The organism is Natronomonas sp. CBA1123, from assembly GCF_009741925.1.
Lineage (GTDB): Archaea > Halobacteriota > Halobacteria > Halobacteriales > Haloarculaceae > Natronomonas.
On the sequence record NZ_WPCC01000002.1, the window covers coordinates 183,413 to 207,538 of the forward strand.

Annotated in this window: 25 protein-coding genes; 17 read left to right on the plus strand and 8 right to left on the minus strand. The window is 58.2% G+C overall.

Annotated elements, in window-relative coordinates; translation table 11 throughout:
* Positions 1 to 77: 77 nt before the first annotated feature.
* The 8 genes from GJ631_RS02250 (at position 78) to GJ631_RS02280 (ending at position 6,190) form a co-directional block, all read left to right on the plus strand.
* On the plus strand, positions 78 to 659 hold the full coding sequence (locus GJ631_RS02250; protein WP_370518530.1) for a flavodoxin domain-containing protein: 582 nt from the start codon (positions 78 to 80) through the stop codon (positions 657 to 659).
* On the plus strand, positions 656 to 1,522 hold the full coding sequence (locus GJ631_RS02255; protein ID WP_156707587.1) for a hypothetical protein: 867 nt from the start codon (positions 656 to 658) through the stop codon (positions 1,520 to 1,522). Before GJ631_RS02250 ends, GJ631_RS02255 begins: the two co-directional genes overlap by 4 nt.
* 123 nt (positions 1,523 to 1,645) lie before the next feature.
* Positions 1,646 to 2,953: an MFS transporter gene (locus tag GJ631_RS02260; protein WP_156707588.1), complete on the plus strand. Its 1,308-nt coding sequence runs from the start codon at positions 1,646 to 1,648 to the stop codon at positions 2,951 to 2,953.
* The gene (locus GJ631_RS02265; protein WP_156707589.1) at positions 2,950 to 3,822 is read left to right on the plus strand and encodes a polymer-forming cytoskeletal protein; all 873 of its coding nucleotides are present in this window, start codon (positions 2,950 to 2,952) and stop codon (positions 3,820 to 3,822) included. Before GJ631_RS02260 ends, GJ631_RS02265 begins: the two co-directional genes overlap by 4 nt.
* A 126-nt stretch (positions 3,823 to 3,948) precedes the next feature.
* Positions 3,949 to 4,110: a hypothetical protein gene (locus tag GJ631_RS18410; protein ID WP_197424729.1), complete on the plus strand. Its 162-nt coding sequence runs from the start codon at positions 3,949 to 3,951 to the stop codon at positions 4,108 to 4,110.
* A gap of 87 nt (positions 4,111 to 4,197) precedes the next feature.
* Positions 4,198 to 4,605 (plus strand): hypothetical protein, encoded by a 408-nt coding sequence (locus GJ631_RS18415; RefSeq protein WP_197424731.1) that lies wholly within the window; start codon positions 4,198 to 4,200, stop codon positions 4,603 to 4,605.
* A 162-nt stretch (positions 4,606 to 4,767) separates the two neighbouring features.
* A complete protein-coding gene (locus tag GJ631_RS19380; protein WP_156707590.1) occupies positions 4,768 to 5,061 on the plus strand; it encodes a twin-arginine translocation signal domain-containing protein in 294 nt (97 codons plus the stop codon).
* A gap of 1 nt (position 5,062) precedes the next feature.
* Positions 5,063 to 6,190 carry a DUF6517 family protein gene (locus GJ631_RS02280; protein ID WP_156707591.1) on the plus strand — a complete coding sequence of 376 codons (1,128 nt, stop codon included), beginning with the start codon at positions 5,063 to 5,065 and terminating at the stop codon, positions 6,188 to 6,190.
* Between the two features lie 15 nt (positions 6,191 to 6,205).
* Here GJ631_RS02280 and GJ631_RS02285 read toward each other — a convergent pair whose 3' ends face one another.
* The 4 genes from GJ631_RS02285 to GJ631_RS02300 form a co-directional block, all read right to left on the minus strand.
* On the minus strand, positions 6,206 to 6,979 hold the full coding sequence (locus tag GJ631_RS02285) for a class I SAM-dependent methyltransferase (protein ID WP_197424733.1): 774 nt from the start codon (positions 6,977 to 6,979) through the stop codon (positions 6,206 to 6,208).
* 441 nt (positions 6,980 to 7,420) lie between these two features.
* Positions 7,421 to 8,260, minus strand: a complete 840-nt coding sequence (locus GJ631_RS02290; RefSeq protein WP_197424735.1) for an ABC transporter permease subunit — start codon at positions 8,258 to 8,260, stop codon at positions 7,421 to 7,423.
* Positions 8,257 to 9,252, minus strand: coding sequence for an ABC transporter ATP-binding protein (locus tag GJ631_RS02295; protein WP_156707593.1), 996 nt, complete (start codon positions 9,250 to 9,252; stop codon positions 8,257 to 8,259). The genes GJ631_RS02290 and GJ631_RS02295 overlap by 4 nt, the downstream gene beginning before the upstream one ends.
* Positions 9,253 to 9,394: 142 nt before the next feature.
* Positions 9,395 to 10,501 carry a polymer-forming cytoskeletal protein gene (locus tag GJ631_RS02300; RefSeq protein ID WP_156707594.1) on the minus strand — a complete coding sequence of 369 codons (1,107 nt, stop codon included), beginning with the start codon at positions 10,499 to 10,501 and terminating at the stop codon, positions 9,395 to 9,397.
* Positions 10,502 to 10,570: 69 nt separating this feature from the next.
* On the opposite strand from GJ631_RS02300, the gene GJ631_RS02305 reads away from it, so the two are divergent.
* The 3 genes from GJ631_RS02305 to GJ631_RS02315 all read left to right on the plus strand — a co-directional run bounded on the left by GJ631_RS02305 (position 10,571) and on the right by GJ631_RS02315 (position 12,370).
* Positions 10,571 to 11,128, plus strand: coding sequence for a hypothetical protein (locus GJ631_RS02305; protein WP_156707595.1), 558 nt, complete (start codon positions 10,571 to 10,573; stop codon positions 11,126 to 11,128).
* A 181-nt stretch (positions 11,129 to 11,309) separates the two neighbouring features.
* Positions 11,310 to 11,891 (plus strand): winged helix-turn-helix domain-containing protein, encoded by a 582-nt coding sequence (locus GJ631_RS02310; protein WP_156707615.1) that lies wholly within the window; start codon positions 11,310 to 11,312, stop codon positions 11,889 to 11,891.
* On the plus strand, positions 11,888 to 12,370 hold the full coding sequence (locus tag GJ631_RS02315) for a hypothetical protein (protein WP_156707596.1): 483 nt from the start codon (positions 11,888 to 11,890) through the stop codon (positions 12,368 to 12,370). Before GJ631_RS02310 ends, GJ631_RS02315 begins: the two co-directional genes overlap by 4 nt.
* 437 nt (positions 12,371 to 12,807) lie before the next feature.
* Here GJ631_RS02315 and GJ631_RS02320 read toward each other — a convergent pair whose 3' ends face one another.
* Both GJ631_RS02320 and GJ631_RS02325 read right to left on the minus strand, forming a co-directional pair.
* On the minus strand, positions 12,808 to 14,841 hold the full coding sequence (locus GJ631_RS02320; RefSeq protein WP_370518531.1) for a heavy metal translocating P-type ATPase: 2,034 nt from the start codon (positions 14,839 to 14,841) through the stop codon (positions 12,808 to 12,810).
* 579 nt (positions 14,842 to 15,420) lie between these two features.
* Positions 15,421 to 15,669 (minus strand): hypothetical protein, encoded by a 249-nt coding sequence (locus tag GJ631_RS02325; protein WP_156707598.1) that lies wholly within the window; start codon positions 15,667 to 15,669, stop codon positions 15,421 to 15,423.
* A gap of 189 nt (positions 15,670 to 15,858) precedes the next feature.
* Between GJ631_RS02325 and GJ631_RS02330 the strand changes: the two genes are divergently transcribed.
* The 3 genes from GJ631_RS02330 to GJ631_RS02340 all read left to right on the plus strand — a co-directional run bounded on the left by GJ631_RS02330 (position 15,859) and on the right by GJ631_RS02340 (position 19,581).
* Positions 15,859 to 16,911: an NAD(P)-dependent alcohol dehydrogenase gene (locus GJ631_RS02330; protein ID WP_156707616.1), complete on the plus strand. Its 1,053-nt coding sequence runs from the start codon at positions 15,859 to 15,861 to the stop codon at positions 16,909 to 16,911.
* A 425-nt stretch (positions 16,912 to 17,336) separates the two neighbouring features.
* Positions 17,337 to 18,668, plus strand: a complete 1,332-nt coding sequence (locus GJ631_RS02335) for a RimK family alpha-L-glutamate ligase (RefSeq protein WP_156707599.1) — start codon at positions 17,337 to 17,339, stop codon at positions 18,666 to 18,668.
* Between the two features lie 490 nt (positions 18,669 to 19,158).
* Positions 19,159 to 19,581, plus strand: coding sequence for an ester cyclase (locus tag GJ631_RS02340; protein ID WP_156707600.1), 423 nt, complete (start codon positions 19,159 to 19,161; stop codon positions 19,579 to 19,581).
* A gap of 207 nt (positions 19,582 to 19,788) precedes the next feature.
* Here the strand turns inward: GJ631_RS02340 and GJ631_RS02345 are convergent, their stop codons facing one another.
* Complete coding sequence (locus GJ631_RS02345; protein WP_197424739.1) at positions 19,789 to 20,229, minus strand: ester cyclase; 441 nt, start codon at positions 20,227 to 20,229, stop codon at positions 19,789 to 19,791.
* Between the two features lie 132 nt (positions 20,230 to 20,361).
* On the opposite strand from GJ631_RS02345, the gene GJ631_RS02350 reads away from it, so the two are divergent.
* Positions 20,362 to 20,850, plus strand: a complete 489-nt coding sequence (locus tag GJ631_RS02350) for an ester cyclase (protein WP_156707602.1) — start codon at positions 20,362 to 20,364, stop codon at positions 20,848 to 20,850.
* 211 nt (positions 20,851 to 21,061) lie between these two features.
* On the opposite strand, the gene GJ631_RS02355 is transcribed toward GJ631_RS02350, so the two are convergent.
* Positions 21,062 to 21,358: a transposase gene (locus GJ631_RS02355; RefSeq protein ID WP_370518534.1), complete on the minus strand. Its 297-nt coding sequence runs from the start codon at positions 21,356 to 21,358 to the stop codon at positions 21,062 to 21,064.
* Between the two features lie 42 nt (positions 21,359 to 21,400).
* On the opposite strand from GJ631_RS02355, the gene GJ631_RS02360 reads away from it, so the two are divergent.
* Entirely contained in the window at positions 21,401 to 22,081 is a 681-nt protein-coding gene (locus tag GJ631_RS02360; RefSeq protein WP_156707603.1) for a proteasome assembly chaperone family protein, read from the plus strand.
* 350 nt (positions 22,082 to 22,431) lie between these two features.
* Positions 22,432 to 24,126 (plus strand): integrin alpha (locus tag GJ631_RS02365; protein ID WP_156707604.1); only part of this gene is annotated, 1,695 nt, incomplete at its 3' end.

The following is a 24,126-nucleotide window of genomic DNA, read 5'->3' on the forward strand; positions in this document are numbered from 1 at the left end:
AGCCTGAACGAAGCGGTCGGTTCAACGAGAATTTATCTGCTGGCGCGGCGAACACCCGTATCGAGGTGAGAGAACACGTGAGTTCCTTTTTGATACTCTATGGGACCGGTGAAGGCCAGACGGCGAAGATCGCAGAGCGAATCGCGGCCACAATCGCCGAGCGCGGCCACGAGGCGAGTGCAATCGACGTGCGCGACCGACCGGAATCGTTCACCCTTAATGAGTACGACGCCGCCATCGTGGGCGCGTCGATTCACGTCGGCAAACATCAGGACGAGGTTCGTGATTTCGTCACGGAGAACCGAGACGCGCTATCGGGGATGCTGTCCGCGTTCTTTCAGGTCTCGCTGTCCTCAGCAAACGAGGAGAAACACGAAGAGGCAGCGGGGTACGTAGAGTCGTTCATCACGGATACCGGATGGCATCCGGACCGAATCGGGCAGTTCGGTGGCGCCCTTCGGTTCTCCGAGTACGGGTTCCTCAAACGTCTCATGATGAAGCAAATCGCGAAGGACCTTCTCACCGAGGAACGGAAACCGGGCGGTGACGTTGAGTTCACCGACTGGGACGCTGTCGACGCGTTCACAGCGGATGTCGCCGCGTTCGTCGAAGGCCGACTCGGCGTCGCCCCTGACATGACTGAGGATTCAACGGCATGACCGCTACACGAACTTCCCAACGCCTCACTCGGCCCTATCTCGTTGCATCGACGCTCACCTTCTTTCTCGCGGTCGTGGCGGCTGGCGTCGGGCTGTTTGTTCCAGGGTTCTACCGGGACGCCGAAGTTCTCCTCCCACAGTTGTACGGGCAGGATCTGTTGACGCTCGTCGTCGCTGTCCCTGTACTCGCTGGCGCCCTATATTATGGCTCTCAGGGTTCACTTCGCGGCTACGTCGTCTGGCTCGGTGTCACCGGCTATCTCTTCTATACGTACGCCTCGTACGCGCTCCTCACCTCCTTCAACGAACTCTATCTCGTCTACGTCGCGCTGTTTTCACTAACGCTGTTCACGCTCATCGGCGGCGTCGCCCGCATCGACCCAATAGACCTGAAGGAAGCACTCGACGGGCATCCGGTCCGTGGATACGTCGCTTTCCAGGCGCTCGTCGCCGGATTCGTGGCGCTGATGTGGCTCGCCGAGGTCGGCCCAGCGAGTCTCTCCGGAACCAGACCTCCGAGCATCGCTGAGACGACGCTGCCCGTTCCCGTCATTCAGTCTCTGGATCTCGGCGTCGTCATCCCATCGTTCGCTATCTCGGCGGTCCTTCTCTGGAAGCAGCGAGCGTGGGGCTACGTATTCACCGGCGTCCTTCTCGTGAAAGGCACCACTCTCGGTCTGGCAGTCCTCGCCATGATCGTCTTCATGCTCCAGAACGGCCAACCCGTTCCCCTCCCCCAGATCGTGATATTCGCTATCCTGAGTATCACTGGTCTCGTTCTTACGACTCGATTCATCCGAGCCATCCCTTCCAGTGCTTCTACAGGCCACCCACACGCCGAAACTGAAACACGAGCGGATTGAACGAAGAGTACAGAATCCTCATTCCGTAGAGATGAGGTGATGCCGGGGGCCCACGCATACTCGTATTCACCAAGTACCGCTTTTATTAGACATCCGAGCACACGATATATCGAGAAATCGAGAATGGGAATCGTTAGGAACATCCGCCAGAGGCGCTGGACGACGGTGGCTGGGTACGTGTTGTTCGTCGCGCTGATGGTCGCCGGCTACTACTACAACATCACGTTCGTCCAGTTGGGGCTCATCGATCTTGGGACGCGCCTCGTCGGCATGACCGAAACTACCGTTTCGATGTGGATGGCGGCGCTTGCGCTCGTGACGCTCGTTGTCGCAGTTGTCACCGGGGTGACGATGGACCGACGCGGCTGGAGCACTGACCTCCGGACGAAGTTCCGACTCCTGTTCGGCGTGGTCTGTGTCCAGTTCGCGCTCACGCTCGTCGCCCCGATGATTCGGACCGTTCCCGAATTCGGCGCGTGGATCGTGCTCGCGTCGATTGGTCTCGGGGTTGGGTTTCCGGTCTCGTTCTCGCTGGCGATCGACCTCGTTCCGGTCCCAGACCGGGGGTACGTCGCCGCGGCGATCACGGCGATAGCGTACTTCCTGGCGAACGCGGTTCCTCTCTCATGGTCAATCGACGTTTTCAGCCAGTTGATGGTCGCCGCGATGGCGCCAGGTCTCCTCGTGCTCGCGGTGCTGTCGTTTGTCAGCTACGACCGTCTCGATGACCTCCTCGACGACCTCGGGGCACAACACGGCATATACGGCACGGGACGATTCTGTCATGGAGCGTCGGTACGGACGCGCAGTCTCACCTTCGCCGTCCCGGTCGTCCTGATGTTCGGCGTGTTCTTCATCGATAGCCTCGGATTTCTCCGAATCATCGACACGCCATCGCTATTGCTGAGTTCCTGGCAGTCGCCGGAGCTCTCGACGCGTCTGTTCATCGCCGTCGCACACGTCGTCGGTGCGGTGATGGCCGGCGTCATCTACGCGAATTTCTCGCTCTCGCGCATCTTCCTCTGGACGTTCGCGCTGTTCGCTCTCACACACGTCATGTACACATCCGACCTCCGTCTGGCAGCGGTGTTCCCCACGATTACGGGGAACGGGGCATCACCCCTGAACCCTGCTCTGTATGCGATCGCTGTAAGCTTCTATACGACGCTGAACTTCGCGCTCTGGCCCGACCTTTCGACGCCGGAGACGATTGGCACTCACTCGGCGATTGGCATCGGCGTCGCCGGCTGGCTCGCCACGTTCTCGAGTACCGCACTCGCACTGTACTTCCAGGCTGTGGACCTCACGCTTCTCTCTCACTTGAACGTGGTACAGGCGCTCTCGTTGCTCCTCCTGTTCGGGCTTGCGGTCGGTCTGTACGCCAGACGGATGATCGAACTCGCCCGCGAGAACGGAGGTGCGAGGGCATGAATCCGACGGAAGCTATTCCGCTCCTCATCGTCGTCCTCCTCATGATCTCCATCGGTGGCGGCGATGTCCAGGAGATGTCCGTGACGTTCCAGGGCGACAACGATATCGACTCATTGGCGGACGTCCACGTCGTCGCCGGCGGAACCACCACTGTGCCCGCGGACGCGACTCTCGAGGGCGACGTCTATGTAATCGGTGGCACCGCAGCCATCGACGGTGCGGTCGACGGCGACGTGACGCTCCTCAACGGGAATCTCTCGGTCAATGACGGCGCGACCGTGACCGGAACGCTCCAAACCTATTCGGGTGCCGCTGTGATTAGCTCCGATGCCTCAGTCGGTCACGTCTCACAATTCGAGCCGCCCACTCCGTCGAGCTCGCCCGCCCAACGAATCGGGGCGTTCCTCCTGCAGTTCCTCGTCCTCGGCGCGTTCGGGTGGTGGCTTGCCGAGCGACACCCGAGTATCATCGAGAACGTTGGTGCGGCCATCACCGAGCACACGCTCGTCAGCGCCGTCATCGGTAGCCTCGCCGCAACGACGCTTCTGGTCCTCTTCGTCTACATGGCGTTCACCCTTATTCTACTCCCGCTGGCCATCGTCGGACTCTTCGCCGAGTTCCTGATCGTCCTCTACGGCCAGGCCGTGTTCGGGTACCTCATCGGGATGCGTCTTCCAATCGAGGCCGATGGCGTCGCGACGCTCGCTGGAATCGCCGCGTTCCTGCTCGTCCTCGAACTTCTCGGGCTCGTGCCGTATCTCGGTGGAATCGCACAACTCGGAGTTGCTGTCGTCGGGGTCGGGGCCGTCCTGAACACGTACTTTGGCCTGCAGCGATTCGAGCCAATCACCATCCCTGGCGGAACGTAGCCACCAACGCAGCACTCCACACTCACGATTGTCGTCGTCACGCAGGTCATTGCCATTGAGATGTCGCGTGGCGCGTATCCTGCGACTCGCGAACGTATTTGTCGAGGGAAAACGATGATTGAACGTATGGCGGCGTCGAATGCGACCGGATTGGTGGCCCGATTCTCGAAGCGAGTCGGACGGTACGTCAATCACGATGACGTCCTCGTCCGGTTTGTTTCCCTGTGGGTCGTCGTCCCGAGCGTATTCACGGTGTCGTGGGTTTTCAGCTACCTCTTCCACCCATAGGGACTACTCCGAGGTGGGAATCCGGTCGCTTCTGCAGACTACGCAGGAAGTGTTCCGCGAGAGTTCCTGACGCTGTTTGGATGGAATGTGGCTGTCTCGGTAATCGCCGTCGCAGCGAACACGCTCCGATCGGTGAACACGCCGCTGGGCTACGTAATCGAGGTCGTTCAGGCCCCCCGCTACGGAGCAGTCTGGGGGACCGGGTCACTCGCCAGTGGGACAGGAGAGCGTATTGTGCCGTCGCTGACTGTGCTCGTCGAGCGAAGTGGACCGATAGAGATTACAGCATTCGTCGCAATCGTGGTCGCGACGCGGGGCGTGATGCTGTGGCATCAGGAATCCGGCCCCCGGTGGAAAGAAGAGTTTGAAAGAGTACGTTCCCCGAGGGACTGGTCGCTGACACGCCGTGAGTGGGCGCTTCTGGTCGGTGGATACCTGCTGCTGGCACTCGCGTGCTACCGCGAGGCGGTCGCGATAGCACACGTGGCTGGGTGAAGAGCGCGTAAAACGGCTGTCGTGTGGGATTACACGTGAAGTTCACGGATCAAGCGCTGACGCTCGAAAACAGGCCGGTACTGTAACGGCTGATTCCGTCCACTCTGAGAACCAGCCATTTCGTATAGGGGATTTATTACCCCTCGATTGGAGGATGAGTAAATGACAAGAGGTGCCACCTCATCAGGTCGTGACACCGTCTGGAATCGACGCCGATTCCTCACAACTGCGGGAACAGCCGCAGGCATTGTGCTCGCTGGTTGTTCAGGCGTAACCAACCAGTCGTTCGCGGCGTCACCGGTCACACTTCCTGACGCCGATCAGACTGAGCTGTTGCTCGCCGAGGCCACTGTAACCCCGAAGACCATTACTCTCGATGGGCCTGCCGACACAGAGGTCGAAATAACGAACCAGGCCGCCGTTTACAAGCGGGCGGATGGACTCGGTGGGCAGTAAGATGGCCGACAGACACGGGCCTCTTCGTACCCCAATCGGATGGTTCGTCGAACGGGTCAACGGGGGCGCTATCAGCGAAGGTGCGGCCGTCGCTTACGGAGACGAATTTGGTATCGATACCCTCCCCACGCCGTTCCTCGAGAACGTATCATCGATCTCGGGTGGGTACGTCAGCGTCCTGGCTCCCACAGGGGTGCGGAGGAGGGATCAGGCCGATCCCAACGACGTGCTGGTATTTTTAAACAGCAAGGGCTTCGATACCGAGACAGTGTCCGTCCGGGACGGGAACGTCTTCGAGGCATCGGCGGGTGAGGTCTTCCCTTCGCGACCTTGGCTCGGTGACGGCGATGGTGGTCTGACGACGACCTGGCTCAATGGGGATGTCGATGGGGCGTTCGACAAGTCGACACCGTTGCTCCTCGCGACTGGCGATCGGTCGCTCGAAGAGGTGTTCGGTGAGCAGGCGAGAGCGACCGGAAACAACCCCTTCGATACTGGGAACAACCCTTTCGATACCGGGAATAATCCGTTCCTCGTAGTTGCACCGGGGAACGTTGTCTTCGGTGACGGATCATCGCACGTCAGGGACGTCGAGCGGCTGTTGGACGCCAGCCGTCCGGCTCCGCTGGGCGGCGGTACTTTCGGCCTTGGAGTCCTGTCAACGCCGAACGCATCGGTCGCTGGACAGTCGGCCAATCCACTCGTCGATGTTGAGACGAAGGAATTACTTCAGCGTGAGGAGGCTCGAGAAATGCTGAAGAGAGCCGGGGTCACCGACGCCGATGAGGTTGAGTGGCTGGCCGGTCCGAAGGTCGCCTACCGCGAAGGGAAGGACCCCGACTTCGTGACCGAACTTCTCGGCTCCGAAACAGCTATCGAGTCATTCACTGGCGTCGTCAGTGGCAGAGAGGGGCCGTGGTGGACCGGTGTCCACGTTGCTCGTAGCTCGGCTGACGACCATGTCATTGCGGCGGGGGTCCAGCGTGCGCCGCTCGGGACTGCGAAGGCGGCGGCGAAGAAGGGGGACACGACACTTCATATGCCGGTGGCGACAACGAAGGGTGATACGACCTTGTTTGCCGGACGTGAGTACATGGTGTCGGTCGTGGAGCGGTTAGCCATCGAGTAGCGTGACTCGGGTACATTACCGCCGACGCGCCAACAGCCCGCCGCCGTGAGGGGTTGGCGGGTCAACTAGCCACACCTCGATGAAGCCAGCCCGTATCGCCGCTCCAAGCAGTTCCGGTGGGTCGAACGCCCGAACTGACACGGATGTCCCGGTGGTGGCTGTCTCACCCGTCTGCTCGTCTGTGAGTTCGTAGCTGTAGGCGTATCGGGCGGGTGTGCCGAGAGCCTCTGGGTTACGGTCCTCGATAGTTACAATCACGGACCGGTCGACACGATAGCGCTCAGATCTGAAGCTGTCCGATCGGTGATGTCCGTTAGAGAGCGTCTCCGTTAGGGTAAAGTCGATAGCAATGACTCCCCCAGATGCGAGACACGTCCGAGCTGTCTCGAAGAACGATTGGATGTTTCCAGCAGGTAGATGCGCAATAGAGTTGCCGAGCAGCGTGTAGCCGTCGAACCGTTCCTGTTCGCAATACTCGAGAAGGTCAGCTTCGACAATTTCAGCGTCTGTTCTCTTGGCAGCTATCTTGCACATCGCCGGACTCAGATCGACGCCGACCACCTCATCGTAGCGGTCGGCCAGCAGGGCGAGTAGTCGTCCTGGGCCGGAACCACCGACACAGATAGTACTCGCGTCGTCCGGGAGTTCGTCGGCGACGAAGGCAGCCATTCTATCGTGGTCGTATCGCCGAGCAAGGACAAAATCGTACACAGCGGCCAGTTCGTGGTAGTGGCTGACCGACGTCAAATCTTCAGTGACGCTGTCCATCACCTTGCCCAAGGCGTCCATAGGTGCCGAGGTGTACCCAGAGCACATAAGACTCGCCCCGGTTTGCGTTCGGCTCGGGTTAAGTGTGAACTGTTGGTTCGGTATGAAGAACGTAGCTAATCGCCAAGAGAGCGAGCGCTTGGGCCGTCCCCAAGATGGCTGGCGCCCAAATCGGCGTTGTCGATCCCAAAGTCGCCACTCGAATAATATTCACCACGAAAATCCCAGCTGGAGCGAACAGCAAGAGCGCAACACGGGGAGAGAAGTACTATGTTCTGAGGCTGGTCACCGCGTACATGATGAATCCGAGGACGATGCCAATCAGCATCGGGAGTTGCAGCGTCCCGAACGTTCTGGCTGGCCTCCGGCACGTCTGGTTGAATCGTACATGACCAACTCGTGCTCTCTATGTAGCACGATTTCCGAAACCTTCTGCCGGTTGATGAGTTTCAATACAGCCGGTTAGCTCAAATCAGCTCGACGGAAGCTGAGATACCCGACGAGGAGCGGGACGACAGTCCAAACGAACAGAATACCCAGGAACACAGCTGGATCGAGGTAGCTGGGTGCCGGGCCGCCGATTCGCGCTTCCACGGCCGTTCCACCACCGAGTAACAGTTGCTGGACGAGTGCGTTGTACGCCCCGGTTGGGCTGAGTCCCTGTAAGAGTAGGTACCAGGCGGGTACGACGCCACCAGGCATCTCGCCAGTGACCAGCAAGTGAACCGCAGTGGGAGCCAGATCCCAGAGGAGCGTTAGCCCGAGGTATGCCGTGATCGCCAACGTCATCGCCCGTGCTCGTGTTGTGGTTACGGCTGAAATACCGATCGCGATGCCGACGAACGAAACGCCGAGAACGACGGTCAGGATTGTTGTCCCGATGAACGCTACCACGGGGAGTCCGCCGTAGAGAACCGCGGCGACTACACCAGATACCACGAACCCCAGCGTGAGTCCGATAGCGACCACACCGCTTCGACCGAGAAACTTCCCAAGGAGCACTTCACCCCTTGATGGCGGGAGACCGAGGATCACCTTCAGACTCCCCGACTCCCGTTCACCTGCGATCGCGAGATAGGCGGCGATCAGCGCCATAATCGGGACAAGGAGTCCCGCGAACTGTGATGCACCGCCAATTGCCATCTCGGCACCGCCTTCGACATCCGGAACGAGTAGGGAGATGCCCGCCGAGAGGGACGTCATCGCGGCGATGATCACGACGATGCCCCAGATCATTCGTGACCGGAGAGCGTCGGCGAATTCCTTGCGAGCAATCGTCAGCCAGATTGTCGCAAGCGTCACCGCTCTCCCTCCGAAGCATCAACCTGTGGGGGTGCATCACCCGTGTATGCGCTGAATAGATCTTCCAACGATGACTCTTCGATCGTTACGTCGAGAATTGCAGCGCCATCATCCCGGATGCGGTCGATCACGTCGACTTTCGCTGTGGCTTCGTCGACGCTTACCCGAATCGTTCGCCCATCGACTGCAACGTCGGAGATACCGGCTATCTCCTTGAGTGTCAGCGAGTCCGGCACGGAATCGACTGTGATGGTTACCGTCGACCCTGTTCCAAGCGCCTCGCGAAGTCCGTCTATCGAATCGATAGCGACGAGTCGTCCTCGGTTGAGTATCGCGACGCGATCACAAACTGCTTCGACTTGGCTGAGAATATGGCTGGAGAAGAAGACGGTCTTCCCCCGGTCGGCGTGGTCTCGAGCGATTTCACGGACGAGACGGACGCCGTTGGGGTCGAGCCCCGATGACGGCTCGTCGAGAATCAATAACTCGGGGTCGCCGACGAGCGCGATCGCGAGGGCCAACCGCTGCATCATCCCCTTCGAATAGCCACCGACGACTCGGTCAGCAGCTGCAGCATCGAGGCCGACCCGGTCGAGGAGGTCGTCGACTGTGTCGTCGGATTGCTTCAACGCTATCGCGTACTCGAGATGTTTGCGACCAGTAAGGCGGTCGTAGAGTCCGTATCCATCGGGAAGAATACCGACCCGTTTGTGGATTTCCCGCGTCTCCCTCTGGGCGTCGTATCCGAGGACGGTTGCACTTCCAGCCGATGGGCGGACGTAATCCATGATCACGTCGATCGTTGTGGACTTCCCGGCGCCATTCGGCCCGAGAAAGCCAAAGATTTCGCCGGTATACACTGTCAAATCGAGATCGTCAACAGCGAGAACGTCTTTCCCATAGCGTTTTGTCAACCCCACCGTCTGGATGGCAATCCGTTCGTGATCGGCTGCCTCCCTCGAATCAGACAGAGAGGCAGAGGATGGATTCATACTGTTTGTATTGCTAGCAATCCCCAAATAGTCTCCTTTGTACACGCTAACTGAACATTTTGAATGAACATCTTCGCTGAACGTCCTCGATGAACATCCCGACTGAACATACTTGCGGACCTTCGCCCCCGTTTGGCGAAGATCAGGCGCTTGAATCGCCGAACGACTCGTCGAACGTCGTCTGTCGATCGCTGGGCCCCGACCGTCCCCGGGTGCGGAACGAGTTCCGGAGTTCCAAGGCGAGTGCACCCAGGCCCAACAGGAGTGCACCGAACACGAGGAGTCCACCTAAGACCGGGATTGCACCTAGAAGGGCGAATCCAACGATGCCGGCTACGAGCGCCAGCCACCGGTCGTCCCGTCCGGCTCGACGGAGTACCCATGCACCGACGGCGTACTGGCCGTAGACGATCCCGACCCAGATTGCGAATCCGAATGCGATTGCGCCGAGGATTGCAAAGGGGATGCCGATGATCGTGATGGCGACCAGCGCCAAGAGGATCGGTCCGCCGACGAGCGTCAACAACCCAACCCCACCGGTTTTTGCAGGCTCGTCGGACACACGCCCTGCGAGCCGTGCCGAGAAGGCCGGGAAGAGCGCGAGCAGTATCGCTCCGAGCAGGAGATTCGCGATGAGGCCGTATACCCATGCTACCCAGTTCGGTAGCGAGAAGGCACCAACATCGCCTCGGAGACTCGAATCCTCCACGACGCCACCTGCGACCGTTGCCGCCGGGTCTTGGGTGAATTCGTTGGCATCATATCGGAACTCCCCACCGATATCTGCGTTCGGTCCAAGCACGATCGTTTCTGCACCGACACGACCGTCGCCGTCGATTCGGCCGTCGATGCGGACGTACTCCGCGCCGACATTGACATCCCCGCCAATCGTCGCGGTTTCGGTCACTTGGAAGTTTCCGCTGCCAGCACTAACATCGCCTCCTACCTTACCTTCGATTCGGACATCCCCGGCGGCGGCAGAGATCGATCCCCCGACGCGCCCGCTCTCGGCGACGTGAATCGTCCCGGCGGCCCCGGAGACATCCCCCGTGACAGTTCCCCGTATTACGATAGTCCCAGCGAACGCTTCGACGCTGGAGACTGTCTGGCCCTCTTCAACAACAATTGTTTCAGAGGCCCCCTGTACGGACTGCGCTGCCGCTACACCCGCCACCGTCGAAAGGAGGAGCATCGCGACGAGGACGACCACGACGCCCCGACGGCCCACCGCCCCGAACAAGAAACCCATACGAATGATAACAACACAATTGTTAATAAACAATTGCCCGCACGAGGTGTACGGCGTACCAACCTCCACATGGGCATGTCTGTCGCAGGCGAACCGCGTCACGAGGACGAGAGCCAGTTCCCAGCGTACGGACCGATAGAAGCTGGGCTCGGCTACGTCCTGTTCTACGTCCTCGTCGATCGGGCGACCCCCGCCATCGTCACGGTGTTCAGCGAGACGGTACTCGATCTATCGCCCTCGTTCGTCCGATTCGGTATCGCGGCACTGCTGTGGTTCATACTCGTGGTGACCGCAATCGACCAGATACGGCGCCAACTCGCCGCCCTCGGCATCGTCACGTACGACGAGTACCAACTCCGGGTGTGGTCACGCGTCACTCCGCCGTCACTGCGAACTGCGGGCTACCTCATGGCGCTTGTCGCTGGCTCTGCCGTCGCCGTGATAACGTTCGATCGTGCGGTTGAGGCCCTGCTATCACTGATTCCCGCCGTCGCGACGGTCAACGTTGTCGCGTTTAACCTCCCCGAGATATTCGTGATGATTGTGTTCTTTCTCTCATACAGCGTCGCAGCACATTCGCTTGATAGATTGGTAGTTGGCGGGGTCAGAGTGCTGATGTCGGGGTGATTGGCGCCGAGACGTTCGTATGCCGAGGCGGGCCTGCTGTGGATAAACAGATGCGTATTGCTGTTGGTGGTCAGCTCCACGCATGGAGAGTCTGCTAACCAATATATTGTTCAACAGATTATTATACTACTCTCGCGTTGTTTAGCATACAATGTCCGAGGAGATGTCCTCACCCCACCGAATGAGTCCGGATGGCGGTACCGAACACCGTGACGTGAACGATATCGTCGAAGAAGAATGGGTTGAGGAGACGACTCCTTTCGAACGAGTGTACGAGATCATCCGCCGTGCCTACGATCCTGCGTCCGCCGCGGAGATTGCTGATCGCACCCGCGTATCGCCGACCACGGCGCGAAAGCACCTGCGAACACTCGAGAGCGCCGGAGAAGTGACGACTTCTCAGGACGGACAGACGACGCGCTACCGACGGTCGGAAACGGCTATCGTTACCGAACATGCACAGTCGCTCCTCGCGGAACGGACACCCGAAGAGATTGCGTCCGGAATTGCTGATATGAAGGCGCAGATACAGGAGTGGCGAGAGGAATATGATGTCGATTCACCCGAGGAATTCGCCCGTGAATTGGATATCGATGATGTTGACAGTGACTACGGTGCGCTCCTCACAGAATGGCAAACGACGCGACGCAACCTTGCGCTCGCACAAGCAGCACTCGCTATCGGTGAAGCGAGTCATACCGGTCACCTTACTGGCAGAGACACAGACGATGATGGCAATGGCGGCACATCCATCGTCGTATGACCGACGACGAGGAACTCTCTCAGCATACCCAACCGAACGAACCGTCTGAGGTGTTTGGTCCTATCGACGCCGGGGCGTTGCGTGAGATTCGAGACCTGTTCGTGGAGCAGGAGCCGCTGGTCCAGACGGCATCACTGGACAACCCGTTGAATCTACAGACACTCACGATCGAACTGTCCGACGGAGTCGGAGCGGCATCAACTGCTCGGATAGACGTTCGGTGGAGTCTCACTGGGAACTACGCCGCGCACTACACGGACGGCAGAGGTCGGAACTTTCGGTTCGACTGCCATCCGAAACCCGGCGCGCCAAGACGACATTTTCATCCACCGCCCAACGCTCCAAGCCGTCCCGTTGAGCCATCCTGTATTACTGTGTCTGAGGTCTCCCTTGTCACGCGAGCGATTCTTCAACGGTGGCGATACGCCTACGCCTATGAAACACTCGAGGGAATCAACGACGCGGAGAATCCGCCGTAGGCAGGGATTTGAGGACACGCGTCTCATTGTCCTATTGACGCGGGATTCGCGCCTTCGCCACGGAAACAAACTTGCTCTCAAACGACCGGCTCAAGTGATTTCATCGAGAAGTCTGACTTCGAGCAATACCGCTCTGCGGGGTCCATCAACGCTCGTGTCCGCCGAATATCGGCGATGTTCTGGGTGATCAGCAAGGGCTCGATCGCGGGCAGCTCTCCGTATCGTGTCAACTGATTCGGTGTAGGCGTGGCGCTTTCACGTTTCTGGGATGTAATCTGGACATATGTCGAACCGAACTTGGTCACTGGACTTGCCGTACAGTTCGGCCGTTTTCGAGACTGTTCCCAGAGTCGAAGCTGGTTTGCGTTATCGCTTTAACCAACTATTTGGGGATTCTGGCCCAAAATGTTGGTTAAATTGGTCGCTCAGTCTGAAGCTCAAGCGTTGGGAGGTGACACTCCTGGAAGATTCGGGAGAGACAGATCCACGCGTCGGAGTAGTTGTGCGTTGATTGCGACAATGACCGTACTCAGCGACATCAGGAGTGCGCCGATGGCTGGCGACAGCAGAATCCCGATCGGGGCCAACACGCCCGCTGCAAGTGGGAGTGCGAAGACGTTGTATCCGGCCGCCCAGACGATATTCTCCTGCATTTTCCGGTAGCTCGCCTTGCTCAGTTTCACAAGTCGGACGACGTCCAACGGGTTGTTCTGAACGAGGATGACATCGGCCGATTGGACCGCGACGTCGGTGCCGCTCCCGATTGCGATGCCAACGTCGGCCCGCGTTAGCGCCGGCGCGTCGTTGACGCCATCGCCGACCATCCCCACGAGTTTGTCCTGGTCTTGGAGTTCCTGGACTTTCTTATCCTTGTTTTCGGGGAGTACCTCGGCAAACACCGTGTCGATACCCAATTCGTCGGCTACCGCGTCGGCGACGTCCTGAGAATCACCGGTAAGCATCGCCACCTCGACGCCGAGGTCATGGAGGGCGTCGACAACACGGTAACTCTCCTCGCGGATGACGTCGGCCATCGCGAATGCGGCGATCAACTCCCCCTCACGGACGAGATACACAACGGTCTGTGCATTTTCGCCAGCTTCGTCAGCGAAGCGCTTGAGATGGTCGGGAATCTCGCTATCGAGTTGGGTCAATAGGTTCGGCCCGCCGACGTAAACCTCGTCACCACCGTCGGACGAGCCACCGGCGAAGCTCGAAACGTCGACGGTCGCGCGTACGCCTCGACCTTTGATCGCCTCGAAACCGGATGCATCCGGAGCGGTGAGCTCTCGCTCTGCGGCGGCCTCGCGGATGGCTCGCGCAATCATGTGCTCTGAGTCGCTTTCGACGGCCGCCGCCAAGGCGAGTGCGTCGTCCTCGTTGACGCCGTCGACGGTCGCCATGTCGACGACGCCGTGTTCGCCTTTGGTGAGCGTCCCCGTCTTGTCGAAGATAATCGCATCCAGATTTCTCGCCTCTTCCATCGCTATCCGGTCGCGGACAAGCATTCCGTTCCGTGCCGCCAGCGAGGTGTTGATGGCGACGACTAGTGGGATTGCGAGCCCGAGTGCGTGCGGGCAGGCGATAACGAGCACCGTGACGACACGCTCGATGACCGTTGCGTTGAACGAGACCGCGAGCGTCCACGCGATTGCGGTCACGATTGCCGCCCCGAGCGCGACGTAGAACAGCCAACCGGCAGCGCGGTCCGCCAGCACCTGCGTCTTTGATTTGCTCTGCTGAGCGTCCTCGACGAGGCGCATGATGCCCGCGAGCGTCGTCTCTTCGCCGGTCGCACCGACGCGCACGCGGAGACTGCCGTCACCGTTGATCGTCCCGCCGATGACCTCGTCGCCGGGTTCCTTCGAGACTGGTTTCGACTCACCCGTAATCATCGACTCCTCGACGTCCGAATCACCCTTCTCGACGGTACCGTCAGCGGGGATGCTTGCGCCCGGCCGGACGAGCACGAGGTCGCCCTCGGAGAGGTCACTGACAGGGACCTCCTCGGTCTCTCCATCGTCGGTAATCCGCTCGGCGGTATCGGGCATCAGCTTCGCCAGTTCGTCGATCGCGCTCGAGGCTCGTCGAACCGACCGCATCTCGATCCAGTGACCCAGCAACATGATATCGATCAGCGTGACGAGCTCCCAGAAGAACGCCGACTGCGTCGGGAAGACCACACTCGCAAGGCTGTAGACGAACGCGACGCTGATCGCCATCGAAATGAGCGTCATCATCCCTGGTGCCCGATCCTTCAGTTCCGGCACCGCCATCTGAAGGAATGGAACTCCACCGTAAACGAAGACGACTACCGCGAAGACGGGGTTGATCCATTCGCTCCCCGGGAACGCAGGGACGGAGAAGCCGAGCCACTCCTGTAGCGTTTCACTATACAGGAGGACGGGAATCGACAGGAGTGTGGAGACGAAGAAGCGCCGCCGGAACATCTGTTCGTGGCCCTCGTGCATCCCACCGTGACCCTCGCCGTGGCCCTCGTGGGAACCGTGGTCGTTTCCTTTACCCTCGTGTTCGGCGTGCTCATGCTGCTCGTGTAAGGCCGGTTCAGTATCTTCATCGCTGGGTTCGTGTTGGTGATGATTGCCGTTGTCCCGTTGTGTTTCACCTCCCAGTGAATTCTTGTTTGTGTCTTGAGGATCTCCCATGGATCATGCACTCTCTTAATGTGAAGCCGCTATCTTCCTGAAGGTTTGGTATCAAATAGCACTCGTGAATCGTCTATTCAGGCTCTGAAATTGCACAGGTGGGGTAGAGAGGGCGAACTCAGAAGAGAACGAGCGGTTCGGTCGGGAACGTTCTGTATTATATTTATGCACGAGCGGTGTTCTCGGCCCGTTCGACGACCTCTACAGGTCCGTGGCATCCGAACCACCTTCGACGCTTGCCTGTTCGCACTCCCGGTCAACACACAGGGAGTGCAGTCCCACAGGCGCTGGGTCGGAGTGTCCCCCTCCTACAATTTCGAGGCCGCGAGAAAGAATGTTCTACGCTGTGTTCGTACCCTGTCTAGTCGTTCTGCGTGATGTCAGTCATCGGCGTGAATTCCCTTCGACGTAATACTCTTCTTCAGAGAGAGGGCCGTACGGCATCGGGACGTCGTCGGGCCACTCAGCCATCCCCTGACCACCAGCTTGATGCCCGGCTATTCGACCAGCCTGTTTCAGCGTGTCGTTATAGCGATCGATGGTGTCGTCATCGAGCAGCATCCGTGCAGCGTATTCGCTGATTTCTTCCTCGCTGTATAGGGTGAGGATGAGGTCCGTGGTATCGTTGTCCATACACGCAACAGAGTACTGGGTATCTATAGGTTTTCCGCGGTAGTGATTTGGCGGGTATCTAGACGAATAGACATCGGGGCTCGGTTCTCTACGGGCGGGATTGCGAATCTGTCTGAATTACTGTATTGTGGGAATTGGCAGTCTGCACTATACCATCCCACGCCGTTGGTAGACGGGAGGCGCTTCACAATGGACGCATTTGTCATGAAAGAGGTCGGTGAAACTGGATTCGCCGACAAGGACGTACCGGAACCCGGTCCAACGGACGCCGTCATCCGCCCGACGAAAGGACTCGTGTGCACGTCAGACGTGCATACGCTTCACGGCGCCATCGGCGAGCGGGAGAGTCTGACGCTCGGGCACGAAGTAGTCGGGGTCGTGGATACAGTAGGAGACGACGTGGTGGAGTTCACCACGGGCGATCGAGTCGCCGTCGGCGCGATTACCCCTGACTGGGGCTCGCTTGCCGCCCAGGACGGGCATCCCTCGCAGTCGAATCAGGCTCTCGGTGGGTGGAAATACGCCAACGTGAAGGACGGGACCTTCGCCGAGTACGCCCACGTGAACGATGCCGATGCGAACATGGCCCGCATTCCGGAAACCGTGACGGACGAGGAAGCGGTCTACGTCACCGACATGATGAGTACGGGGTTCATGGGAGCAGAACACGCCGATGTCCCCGTCGGTGGAACCGTCGCAGTATTCGCACAGGGACCCGTCGGTCTGATGGCCACAAAAGGAGCGGCTCTTCAGGGAGCCGGCCGTATTATCGCCGTCGAGACGGTGCCAAACAGACAAGAACTCGCCCGGACGTACGGTGCCGATGACATCGTCGACTTCGCTGAGGGTGATCCTGTCGAACAGATAATGGACCTCACTGACGGCGAGGGTGTCGACGCTGCCATCGAAGCACTTGGAACGAGCGGGACGTTCGAACAGTGTATCAAGGTTACCAAGGCAGGTGGAACGATCTCCAACATCGGTTATCACGGCGAAGACGAATTCGTCCGTATTCCGCGCGAAGACTGGGGGGTTGGTATGGCCGAGAAGGACATCACCACCGGTCTCTGTCCTGGCGGCCGTCTCCGTCTGCAACGCCTCCTTCGGTTGCTGGAACAGGACCGTGTCGATCCAACTCACATGACGACCCACGAATTCACGTTTGAGGATATTGACGAAGCTTTCGAGTTGATGGAATCGAAGGAAGACGACATCATCAAACCGCTCATCGATTTCGAGTGAGACATAAATCGGACCGATTTAGACGAACTCCCTCGTGAGGTTCGCCCGACAGCGACCGACAGCGACCGACAGCCCCCGATTGCAGTCGTGGGAGATGTCAAGATCGATGTCAGCGATCCGGCGACGACTGTCGAACGTCTAAAAGAGTCCAACATCATTGTCAATTCACTTCTCGAGTCAGACGCTCTCCGAGCCATACTGGTATCGCCATTTGCTTGATCGTCAATATCCACGATACGTCCGATTACCGACTCACAATGAGTGGTCGGGAGATGCCAAGCCTATGGGAATGTTCCTCTCGTTATAGGGACTCGTTCGTCGATGAACTAGACAGAGGCAACAGCAATGCCAAGCCAAGACTTTGCCCTCAAATCGTATCGTGAAACCATACCGGGATCAGATAAGTATCATCGTGAGGTGGCGAGATGAGTAGCGATACATTGAGCGTTGGTGTACTCAGCCTCCACAACAGCAAGGAAACGAAGGCGATTCTGAATGCTGTCGAAGCGCTTGGACACACTCCAGAATGGTTGCGGTCGGAGAACACAGTCGTTAGATTTGAAGACGGCCAGACCACGCTCACGCCCGATGTGGACATCATCGTCAATCGGTTATTGCTCTCGAATACTGACCAACCGTTTGAAGAACTCGGACTGGCTCAGACACTCAATGAATTGCGGCCGATGCTGAATGTCCCGAAAGCGACGGCCCGAGCCGCTCATAAAACGGCTGCAGCATCTGCCCTTATTCAAAGCGGCCTGCCAATACCGAAAACCGTGCTTGCGCTGAGCGATGAGCAACTCAACAAGGTTCGTGAGGAATTTGGGAGTGAGGCAGTCTACAAGACCGCCCTTGGAACGCATGGCGGCGGTGCCTGGAAGGTCGATCTCACCGATTTACTCACCGCCAAAGTCGGGAAACGTCGCGCCTTCCTTCAGGAATTCGTGGGGCAACTCGGAGAGACACCGCGTGACCTACGCGTCTACGTGGTCGATGATCAGGTAGTCGGTGCCATGTATCGGTATGCCGTCGAAAGTGACTGGCGGACGAATGTAGCTCGCGGTGGGTCGGTGGAAGATGTAACTGATTCAATTCCTGAGACGGTACGTAATCTCGCGCGTCAAGCCACCGAAATCATTGGCCTTGACTGCGCTGGCGTCGATTTGATCGAAGGGAGGGATGGATGGTACATTCTTGAAGTTAATCCCACGGCGGGATTCAAAGGATTATATCAGGCAACCGGTATCAGTCCAGCTCCGTACATTGCCAAACAGGCAATCGAAACAGCTGGTGGCAACGTAGATGTCGAACGCGTTGAACGCCTGTCATCAACACTTGATGATTCGATTCCGTCTTGCAAACCTGTCTCCAGACCGGATGTCGCTGATGATACGATTACCATCGGGTTTACTGAGGAGGTCGTGATTCGCGGAACGAGTGGAATGAAGACAGTCGTTGCGAAATCAGACTCAGGGGCTGCGAGAACGAGCGTCGATATCGAACTTGCCGCCGATATCGGTGCCGGCCCGATCCACACCGTCTCTCGAGTCCGATCGGGGAGTTCGAAACAATCCAGGTCGCGACCGGTTGTCGATCTCGTCGTCGGAATCGGTGGTGATCAACATACTGTTGCCGCAAATCTCGAGGATCGATCACACATGAATCACCGCCTCCTACTCGGTCGGGATATCTTGAAGAATTATACCCTCGATGTCAGCCGGCGTGTCGAGAATCACAGAGAGATTGCCGACGAATAGTTCCCTTGGGCCTTCTTTAGCTGTTCGTAAACGGGCGTTTGAGGCGTTAATTTTGAGCTCAACTCTCTGACTGGGCGACAACACAGAATCTGGGAAGCGCAAACCCGATCAGAACCGGCTTGAGCTGAAGAAGGAACGGGTAAACCAGTGCGAAACAGCTCAATACTGTTCGAACCAGTAGCCTTGAGATGGCGCTAGAATCCCTGAAATCATCGAAATTCGAGGATTTGTTGAAATTCTTATTTAGTGATAGGTCTCATCGGTCGTGCTAACTACACAGCGCGAGTCTCGCACCTCCGCCGACGTGTAGAGAGCGATAGCTCGAACTGAAGCGTAACCTCCGTTCATTCGGTTTGCAAGGCAGGCAAGCCAATGAGCGTTTGCGCCCAGGAGCCAGCCGGGAACATCCCAGTAACGTGGACGTATCGCGCCGGTACTATCTCCATTACTAAACTCCCCCGTCCGAACGATCAACCGGGTAAATCAAGCTATGACTGCAATCGTCTCTACCAGACACGAACAGCTCATGAGTGACTACCTCGCGCTGTGGCATGGGGAGTACTCGAAGATAGACTCGGTCTCCGATTCCTTCGTGGCCTATGAGCCAAGCGCCCCCGACGGTGCAGTGCACGGACGGGACGACTTCGAAGCATATGTCCGTGAACTCCGGAACGCATTTCCCGATTTCACCATCACCGCCGAGGCTTTGCTCGAAGACGACGAGATAGTCATGATTGAGTGGACGGCAACGGGCACGCACGAAGGCGAATTCAATGGTCTTCCCCCAACTGGCCGCACGTTTGAGCACGGGGGGATGTCGAAGTTCGTCATCGCGGACGGCAAAGTCCAGGAAGAACGGATGTACTACAACCCCATGGAGATCGCCGAGCAGCTGGGCTTGCCGACGGAGTAGTGATCCCGCTCTTCTCGACGCTCGGCTCCTTGGGCTGCGATGCCGAACTCACCCTCTGAGTCTTGCAAGCCGTACTGACCGCAACTCGGTCGTTCCTCAAGTCTCTGCAAGATCGAGACGCGTACTTCTCATGCAGCCGATCAGATCGATTTGGGGAATCGTTGGACGATCGTTCCCCAGTCTCTACGCAAGGACTGCAACGGAGGGCTACATCGGCGGCATCTCGGGGACAATACCGAGTTGGGTGAGCATGGTAAGCTGATCATAGTACCACCACGCTTCTGTCGCCATCGTGCCGTCCATCGTGTGGATCGAGACGCCCTCGAACTCGACTGTCTCGTTCGTCGGTTCACCGTTGAACGGGGGCAACGCCCCCTCATGCGTGCCCCGTGCACGGTATCTGGTCACGACTGTCTGGTCTGCGACAATGGTTCCCAGGAGTTCGACCTCGAAATCTGGGAAGGCTTCGCGGAGGCCTTTGACCCATTCTTTGAACGCTTCTCGTCCCTCGTAGTCCTCGCCGTGGGCGACGTTGTGCATCACCATGTCTTCTGCATAGACTTCGTCAATATAGTCGAGGTCGCCACGATTGAACACTCGTTCGTTCGTCTCTTCTACCTGTGATCTCAGGTCGTCGGATTTGCTCATAGGAGATCCCCTGACTGGAAGCGTGGGTGCTGCTGGAAAAGTAATGAAGCAGCTATCCAGTCTCTTGGTTGGTAGGTAATTCATAACGATTTGCTTAGCGTTCAGCATCGCTAATTAGATCGGAACTCAACTATGACTTCAGAACGGACAGACACGATCGAAGAGCGCCGACAATTCCCCCAACGATGGGCCGAAGAGGTCCACAAAAACCACAATCTCTCGTTCATCGACGAATACCACGCACCGGATTGGGTCGGTCACTTTGACGGAAAGGACCTGACGAATACCGAGTACAAGGATATGCAACGGGAGCTTATCAGTGGCTTTCCGGACGCCGAATTTACTTTCGAACCAGTCATTGTCGAAGGGGATACCGTCGCTAGTCACTGGGAGATGACCGGAACCCACACTGGGGAGTTCGTCGGTCTCAAACCGACCGGTCGAACGGTGCGTGTGACTGGAACTGCCCTCACCCGATATGACGAGGATGGGCGGGCGGTGGAAACCTGGGAGAACATCGACCAGTTCGGGATGCTCCAACAACTCGGCATCGCACCGGAGGACTTCACGTTGGGCGGTCTGGCGCGGACGCTCGTCAATCTCGTAAAAAGCGGACGGTGAAACAGTCCAACAGCTACTCACCAGAACCGCTGACCATACGCTCTGTATGCAGCAGTCGTACTCTGACAGCCTTCGAGTAGATTTTACGAGACATGCTGAATAGAACGGTGCCTCCGCACTGAACTCATCCTCTAGATTTTGTATAGGTTACTTATCAATTGGTGGATAGATCGCCCTCACTCGTGGTGTATCGCTCACCTGTATTGACTGCTCAAAGTGACCGCTCTACATTATGAACGAGACAGGCGATAGTGAGTTCACGGAACTGCTTCCACCACCGTCGTGAGCGGACGAACGCACCGTACTTTCGCTTGAGCGTTGAGTTGACAGTCTCGGATTGACTCCGTTGGCCGTAGAGATTAGCGTCTAAGCGCGCGTTCCATGCCTTGCGGAGCGATGTGAACTCACGGTGCTTGACCAGTGGGCGAATCTCGTGTTGATGGGCAAGTCGTCTGATCTTCTGGTCGTCGTAGCCTTTGTCACTGGAAGTGTGGTGGATAGAGGTAATTAACGATAGGGTTGCGAGAGAATTGGTTGAGTGGGTAATTCAATGATGGATGATGTCTCCGTAACGTTCGACCAACTCACCAACATCGGAGCGGAATCACCCACTCTTATCGAGGGATTCCCGGGCTTTGGACTGGTCGCCGCGATTGCCGTTGATCAGATCACGAACCAACTTGAGCTCGAACATCACGGGAATATCGTCTCTGAGGAGTTCCCACCTATCCTTTCCTATCAAGATGGACGCGTCCAGGATATGGTCCGGGTGTACGCTGGCTCCGATCACAATGTAATGACGCTCCAGAGCGACCTTGCGCTCCCACCATCTGCGTTCGAACCATTGAGCAGGTGCGTTCACGAGGAGCTGGCCAACGAGTTCGATCGGGCGATTTTCTTGGCAGGGGCGCCGGCCCAGAGCGAAGAGGATATTGGTACCGTCAAGGCGATCACGACGTCCGAAGAACTCGAAGCGGACATCTTGAACGCTGGAATCGAGTTGGCCGAGGGCACGGGCTTGGTCGGGGGAATTACCGGTGCCCTCGCCAATGACTGCTATCATAACGATGTGTCGGCAGCGGTATTGATCGTCCACGCGGATCCATATCTCCCAGATCCAGGGGCCGCCCGATCAGTTATCAAAGACGCACTGGAACCGTTGGTGGATTTCGACATCGATACGTCCGAACTGGAAGAGCAATCGAACCAGATTCAACAACAGATGCAGTAAATCTCTGAACAGTACCAACAAATGGTCGAACAGACTCACCAATCACAGTCAGAAACACCTCAACTGGGTATGTATCAGTGAGCTGAACGGGACGTCGAGCACTCGATGTCCGTCAAACGATGGTAATTCTAGAATATCGGTGTCTCGTTTCCAGGGGACGATGTTGCTCGACCCTCAATCTTGACAAGGTAATCTTACTGAATCGCCGCGAGATGCGTGCGCAGAGGAGTATCTCACCCATTCTGTAAGGCGGTATTACTCGTCCGTGCCAGCGGAAGCCATCGTGGTACGGTTTCACATTGAATAATATCGAGAAAATAACAAAGAGCGTTTCTCTGGTGGGTCTCGTAATGGATAGCGTCCGAATTACAGATCACAGGATCCTGGTTCTGGTACTCGTAACACTGCTGGTCGTTTCTGGTACCGCGTCTGTCGTTGGCTTCGCGGCAAGTGCGGGGTCAGCGGACCAAACGACGCCGCAGCAGAGTCACGCCGGAAACCTGAGTAATCCCAGTGCACTGGCTGATGCCAACGCCACGTTCCTCGGAAACGCCACCAACGAGACGGCTGGATACGACGTTGCTTCCGGCGACGTCAACAACGATAGCCACCGAGACGTTCTCATCGCGGCACCGGCCGCGGAAAACGAGAGTAACCGGAGCACCGGTACCGTCTACCTGTTCTATGGACCAATCGACGAGAGGGAACTCGACGTCGACGAGGCGGACGTGACGTTCTCCGGTGTGCCGGGTGACGACACCGGATGGGACATAGCGACCGGGAACCTGACTGGCAACGGTTACAACGACATCGTGATCGGCGCGCCGCGCAGCGACAGAGGGGGCGCCGAAAGCGGTGCGGTTTACATCGTCGAGGGCGACGACCACCTTCCCGAGTACGTGAATCTCTCGACCGACGCTGACGCCGTTTACTACGGTCCGGACTCCTCGGATCGGGCGGGACACTCGGTTGCCACCGTCGCGATGAACGATAGCGACGGAGTCAGTGCGGAGAGCGACGGGTACGACGTGAAGACTGATCGAAGAGTGAGCGAGGATCCTGACGCGCTCCTCGTCGGGGCCCCTTACAATGATAGCACCGCAGACCGTTCGGGTGCGGTGTATCTCGTTTCGAACGTCACTCTCGGTGAGCACAGTCTCAACGACACGGCCGCCGTGACATACCTCGGCGTCGGTGAGGGCGACCGCGCCGGCTGGGACGTTGGCGAGGCGGGTGACGTCAACTCCGACGGCCGTTCGGAGATAATCGTCGGTGCCCCGTTCAACGGCACCAACGGAACGGAATACGGCGCCGCCTATGTGCTCCCGACCGAATTCGACGAGTGGAGTAATGCCGAGGAGTCGGCCGACGCCAACGAACCGATATCGGTCAGCGAGGGCCTGACACTCGAAGGCATCAGCGATGGGGACCGTGCCGGATTTTCGGTGTCCATGGCGGGCAACACACTCGCGGACGATTGGTACACGTTAGAGCGCAAAGCCGCTGACGAGCGGGGTGGTGAAGTCCTCATTGGAGCGCCGTACAACGATTCCGTCGGGAACGATTCCGGCGCCGTCTACGTGGTCCGCCCCGGCAAGAACCTGACCGGAAACGCGTCGCTGGCCGACGCGAACGTGACCTTATATGGCGAGGCTGAAGATGACCGGGCGGGTTGGAACGTCGCAGGCGGCGATGAACTGATCTGTAACGGCTACGACGACATCCTGGTCGGCGCGCCATTCAATTCGAGTTCGGCGTCCGATACCGGCGCTGCGTACGTCGTCACCGGCGGTCTCGAAGCGGGCGAACGGAACCTGACGGGAGCCGACGGGAAACTCGAAGGGGAGAACAAATCCGATCGTGCAGGCTGGGCTGTCGCTCCGGTCGGTGACGTGACCGGCGACGAGAAGGCCGATGTATTGGTCGGCGCACCGCTGAAGGATAGTCCGATGACCGACGCTGGTGCAGTCTACCTCGTCGCCGGCGACTGTTCGGTGAAACCGAAAGACGAGGATAAGGACAAGGACCGAGACAAGGACAAGGAC

Excerpts from the sequence above, each read along its gene's own strand:
- GJ631_RS02335 (WP_156707599.1), top strand. The coding sequence starts at position 17,337 with ATGAGTAGCGATACATTGAGCGTTGGTGTACTCAGCCTCCACAACAGC.
- GJ631_RS18410 (WP_197424729.1), top strand. The coding sequence starts at position 3,949 with ATGGCGGCGTCGAATGCGACCGGATTGGTGGCCCGATTCTCGAAGCGA.
- GJ631_RS02265 (WP_156707589.1), top strand. The coding sequence starts at position 2,950 with ATGAATCCGACGGAAGCTATTCCGCTCCTCATCGTCGTCCTCCTCATG.
- GJ631_RS02315 (WP_156707596.1), top strand. The coding sequence starts at position 11,888 with ATGACCGACGACGAGGAACTCTCTCAGCATACCCAACCGAACGAACCG.
- GJ631_RS19380 (WP_156707590.1), top strand. The coding sequence starts at position 4,768 with ATGACAAGAGGTGCCACCTCATCAGGTCGTGACACCGTCTGGAATCGA.
- GJ631_RS02305 (WP_156707595.1), top strand. The coding sequence starts at position 10,571 with ATGGGCATGTCTGTCGCAGGCGAACCGCGTCACGAGGACGAGAGCCAG.
- GJ631_RS02340 (WP_156707600.1), top strand. The coding sequence starts at position 19,159 with ATGACTGCAATCGTCTCTACCAGACACGAACAGCTCATGAGTGACTAC.
- GJ631_RS02300 (WP_156707594.1), bottom strand. The coding sequence starts at position 10,501 with ATGGGTTTCTTGTTCGGGGCGGTGGGCCGTCGGGGCGTCGTGGTCGTC.
- GJ631_RS02360 (WP_156707603.1), top strand. The coding sequence starts at position 21,401 with ATGATGGATGATGTCTCCGTAACGTTCGACCAACTCACCAACATCGGA.
- GJ631_RS02295 (WP_156707593.1), bottom strand. The coding sequence starts at position 9,252 with ATGAATCCATCCTCTGCCTCTCTGTCTGATTCGAGGGAGGCAGCCGAT.
- GJ631_RS02255 (WP_156707587.1), top strand. The coding sequence starts at position 656 with ATGACCGCTACACGAACTTCCCAACGCCTCACTCGGCCCTATCTCGTT.
- GJ631_RS02280 (WP_156707591.1), top strand. The coding sequence starts at position 5,063 with ATGGCCGACAGACACGGGCCTCTTCGTACCCCAATCGGATGGTTCGTC.
- GJ631_RS02260 (WP_156707588.1), top strand. The coding sequence starts at position 1,646 with ATGGGAATCGTTAGGAACATCCGCCAGAGGCGCTGGACGACGGTGGCT.
- GJ631_RS02345 (WP_197424739.1), bottom strand. The coding sequence starts at position 20,229 with ATGAGCAAATCCGACGACCTGAGATCACAGGTAGAAGAGACGAACGAA.
- GJ631_RS02330 (WP_156707616.1), top strand. The coding sequence starts at position 15,859 with ATGGACGCATTTGTCATGAAAGAGGTCGGTGAAACTGGATTCGCCGAC.
- GJ631_RS02310 (WP_156707615.1), top strand. The coding sequence starts at position 11,310 with ATGAGTCCGGATGGCGGTACCGAACACCGTGACGTGAACGATATCGTC.
- GJ631_RS02350 (WP_156707602.1), top strand. The coding sequence starts at position 20,362 with ATGACTTCAGAACGGACAGACACGATCGAAGAGCGCCGACAATTCCCC.
- GJ631_RS02285 (WP_197424733.1), bottom strand. The coding sequence starts at position 6,979 with ATGGACGCCTTGGGCAAGGTGATGGACAGCGTCACTGAAGATTTGACG.
- GJ631_RS02320 (WP_370518531.1), bottom strand. The coding sequence starts at position 14,841 with ATGCACGAGGGCCACGAACAGATGTTCCGGCGGCGCTTCTTCGTCTCC.
- GJ631_RS02325 (WP_156707598.1), bottom strand. The coding sequence starts at position 15,669 with ATGGACAACGATACCACGGACCTCATCCTCACCCTATACAGCGAGGAA.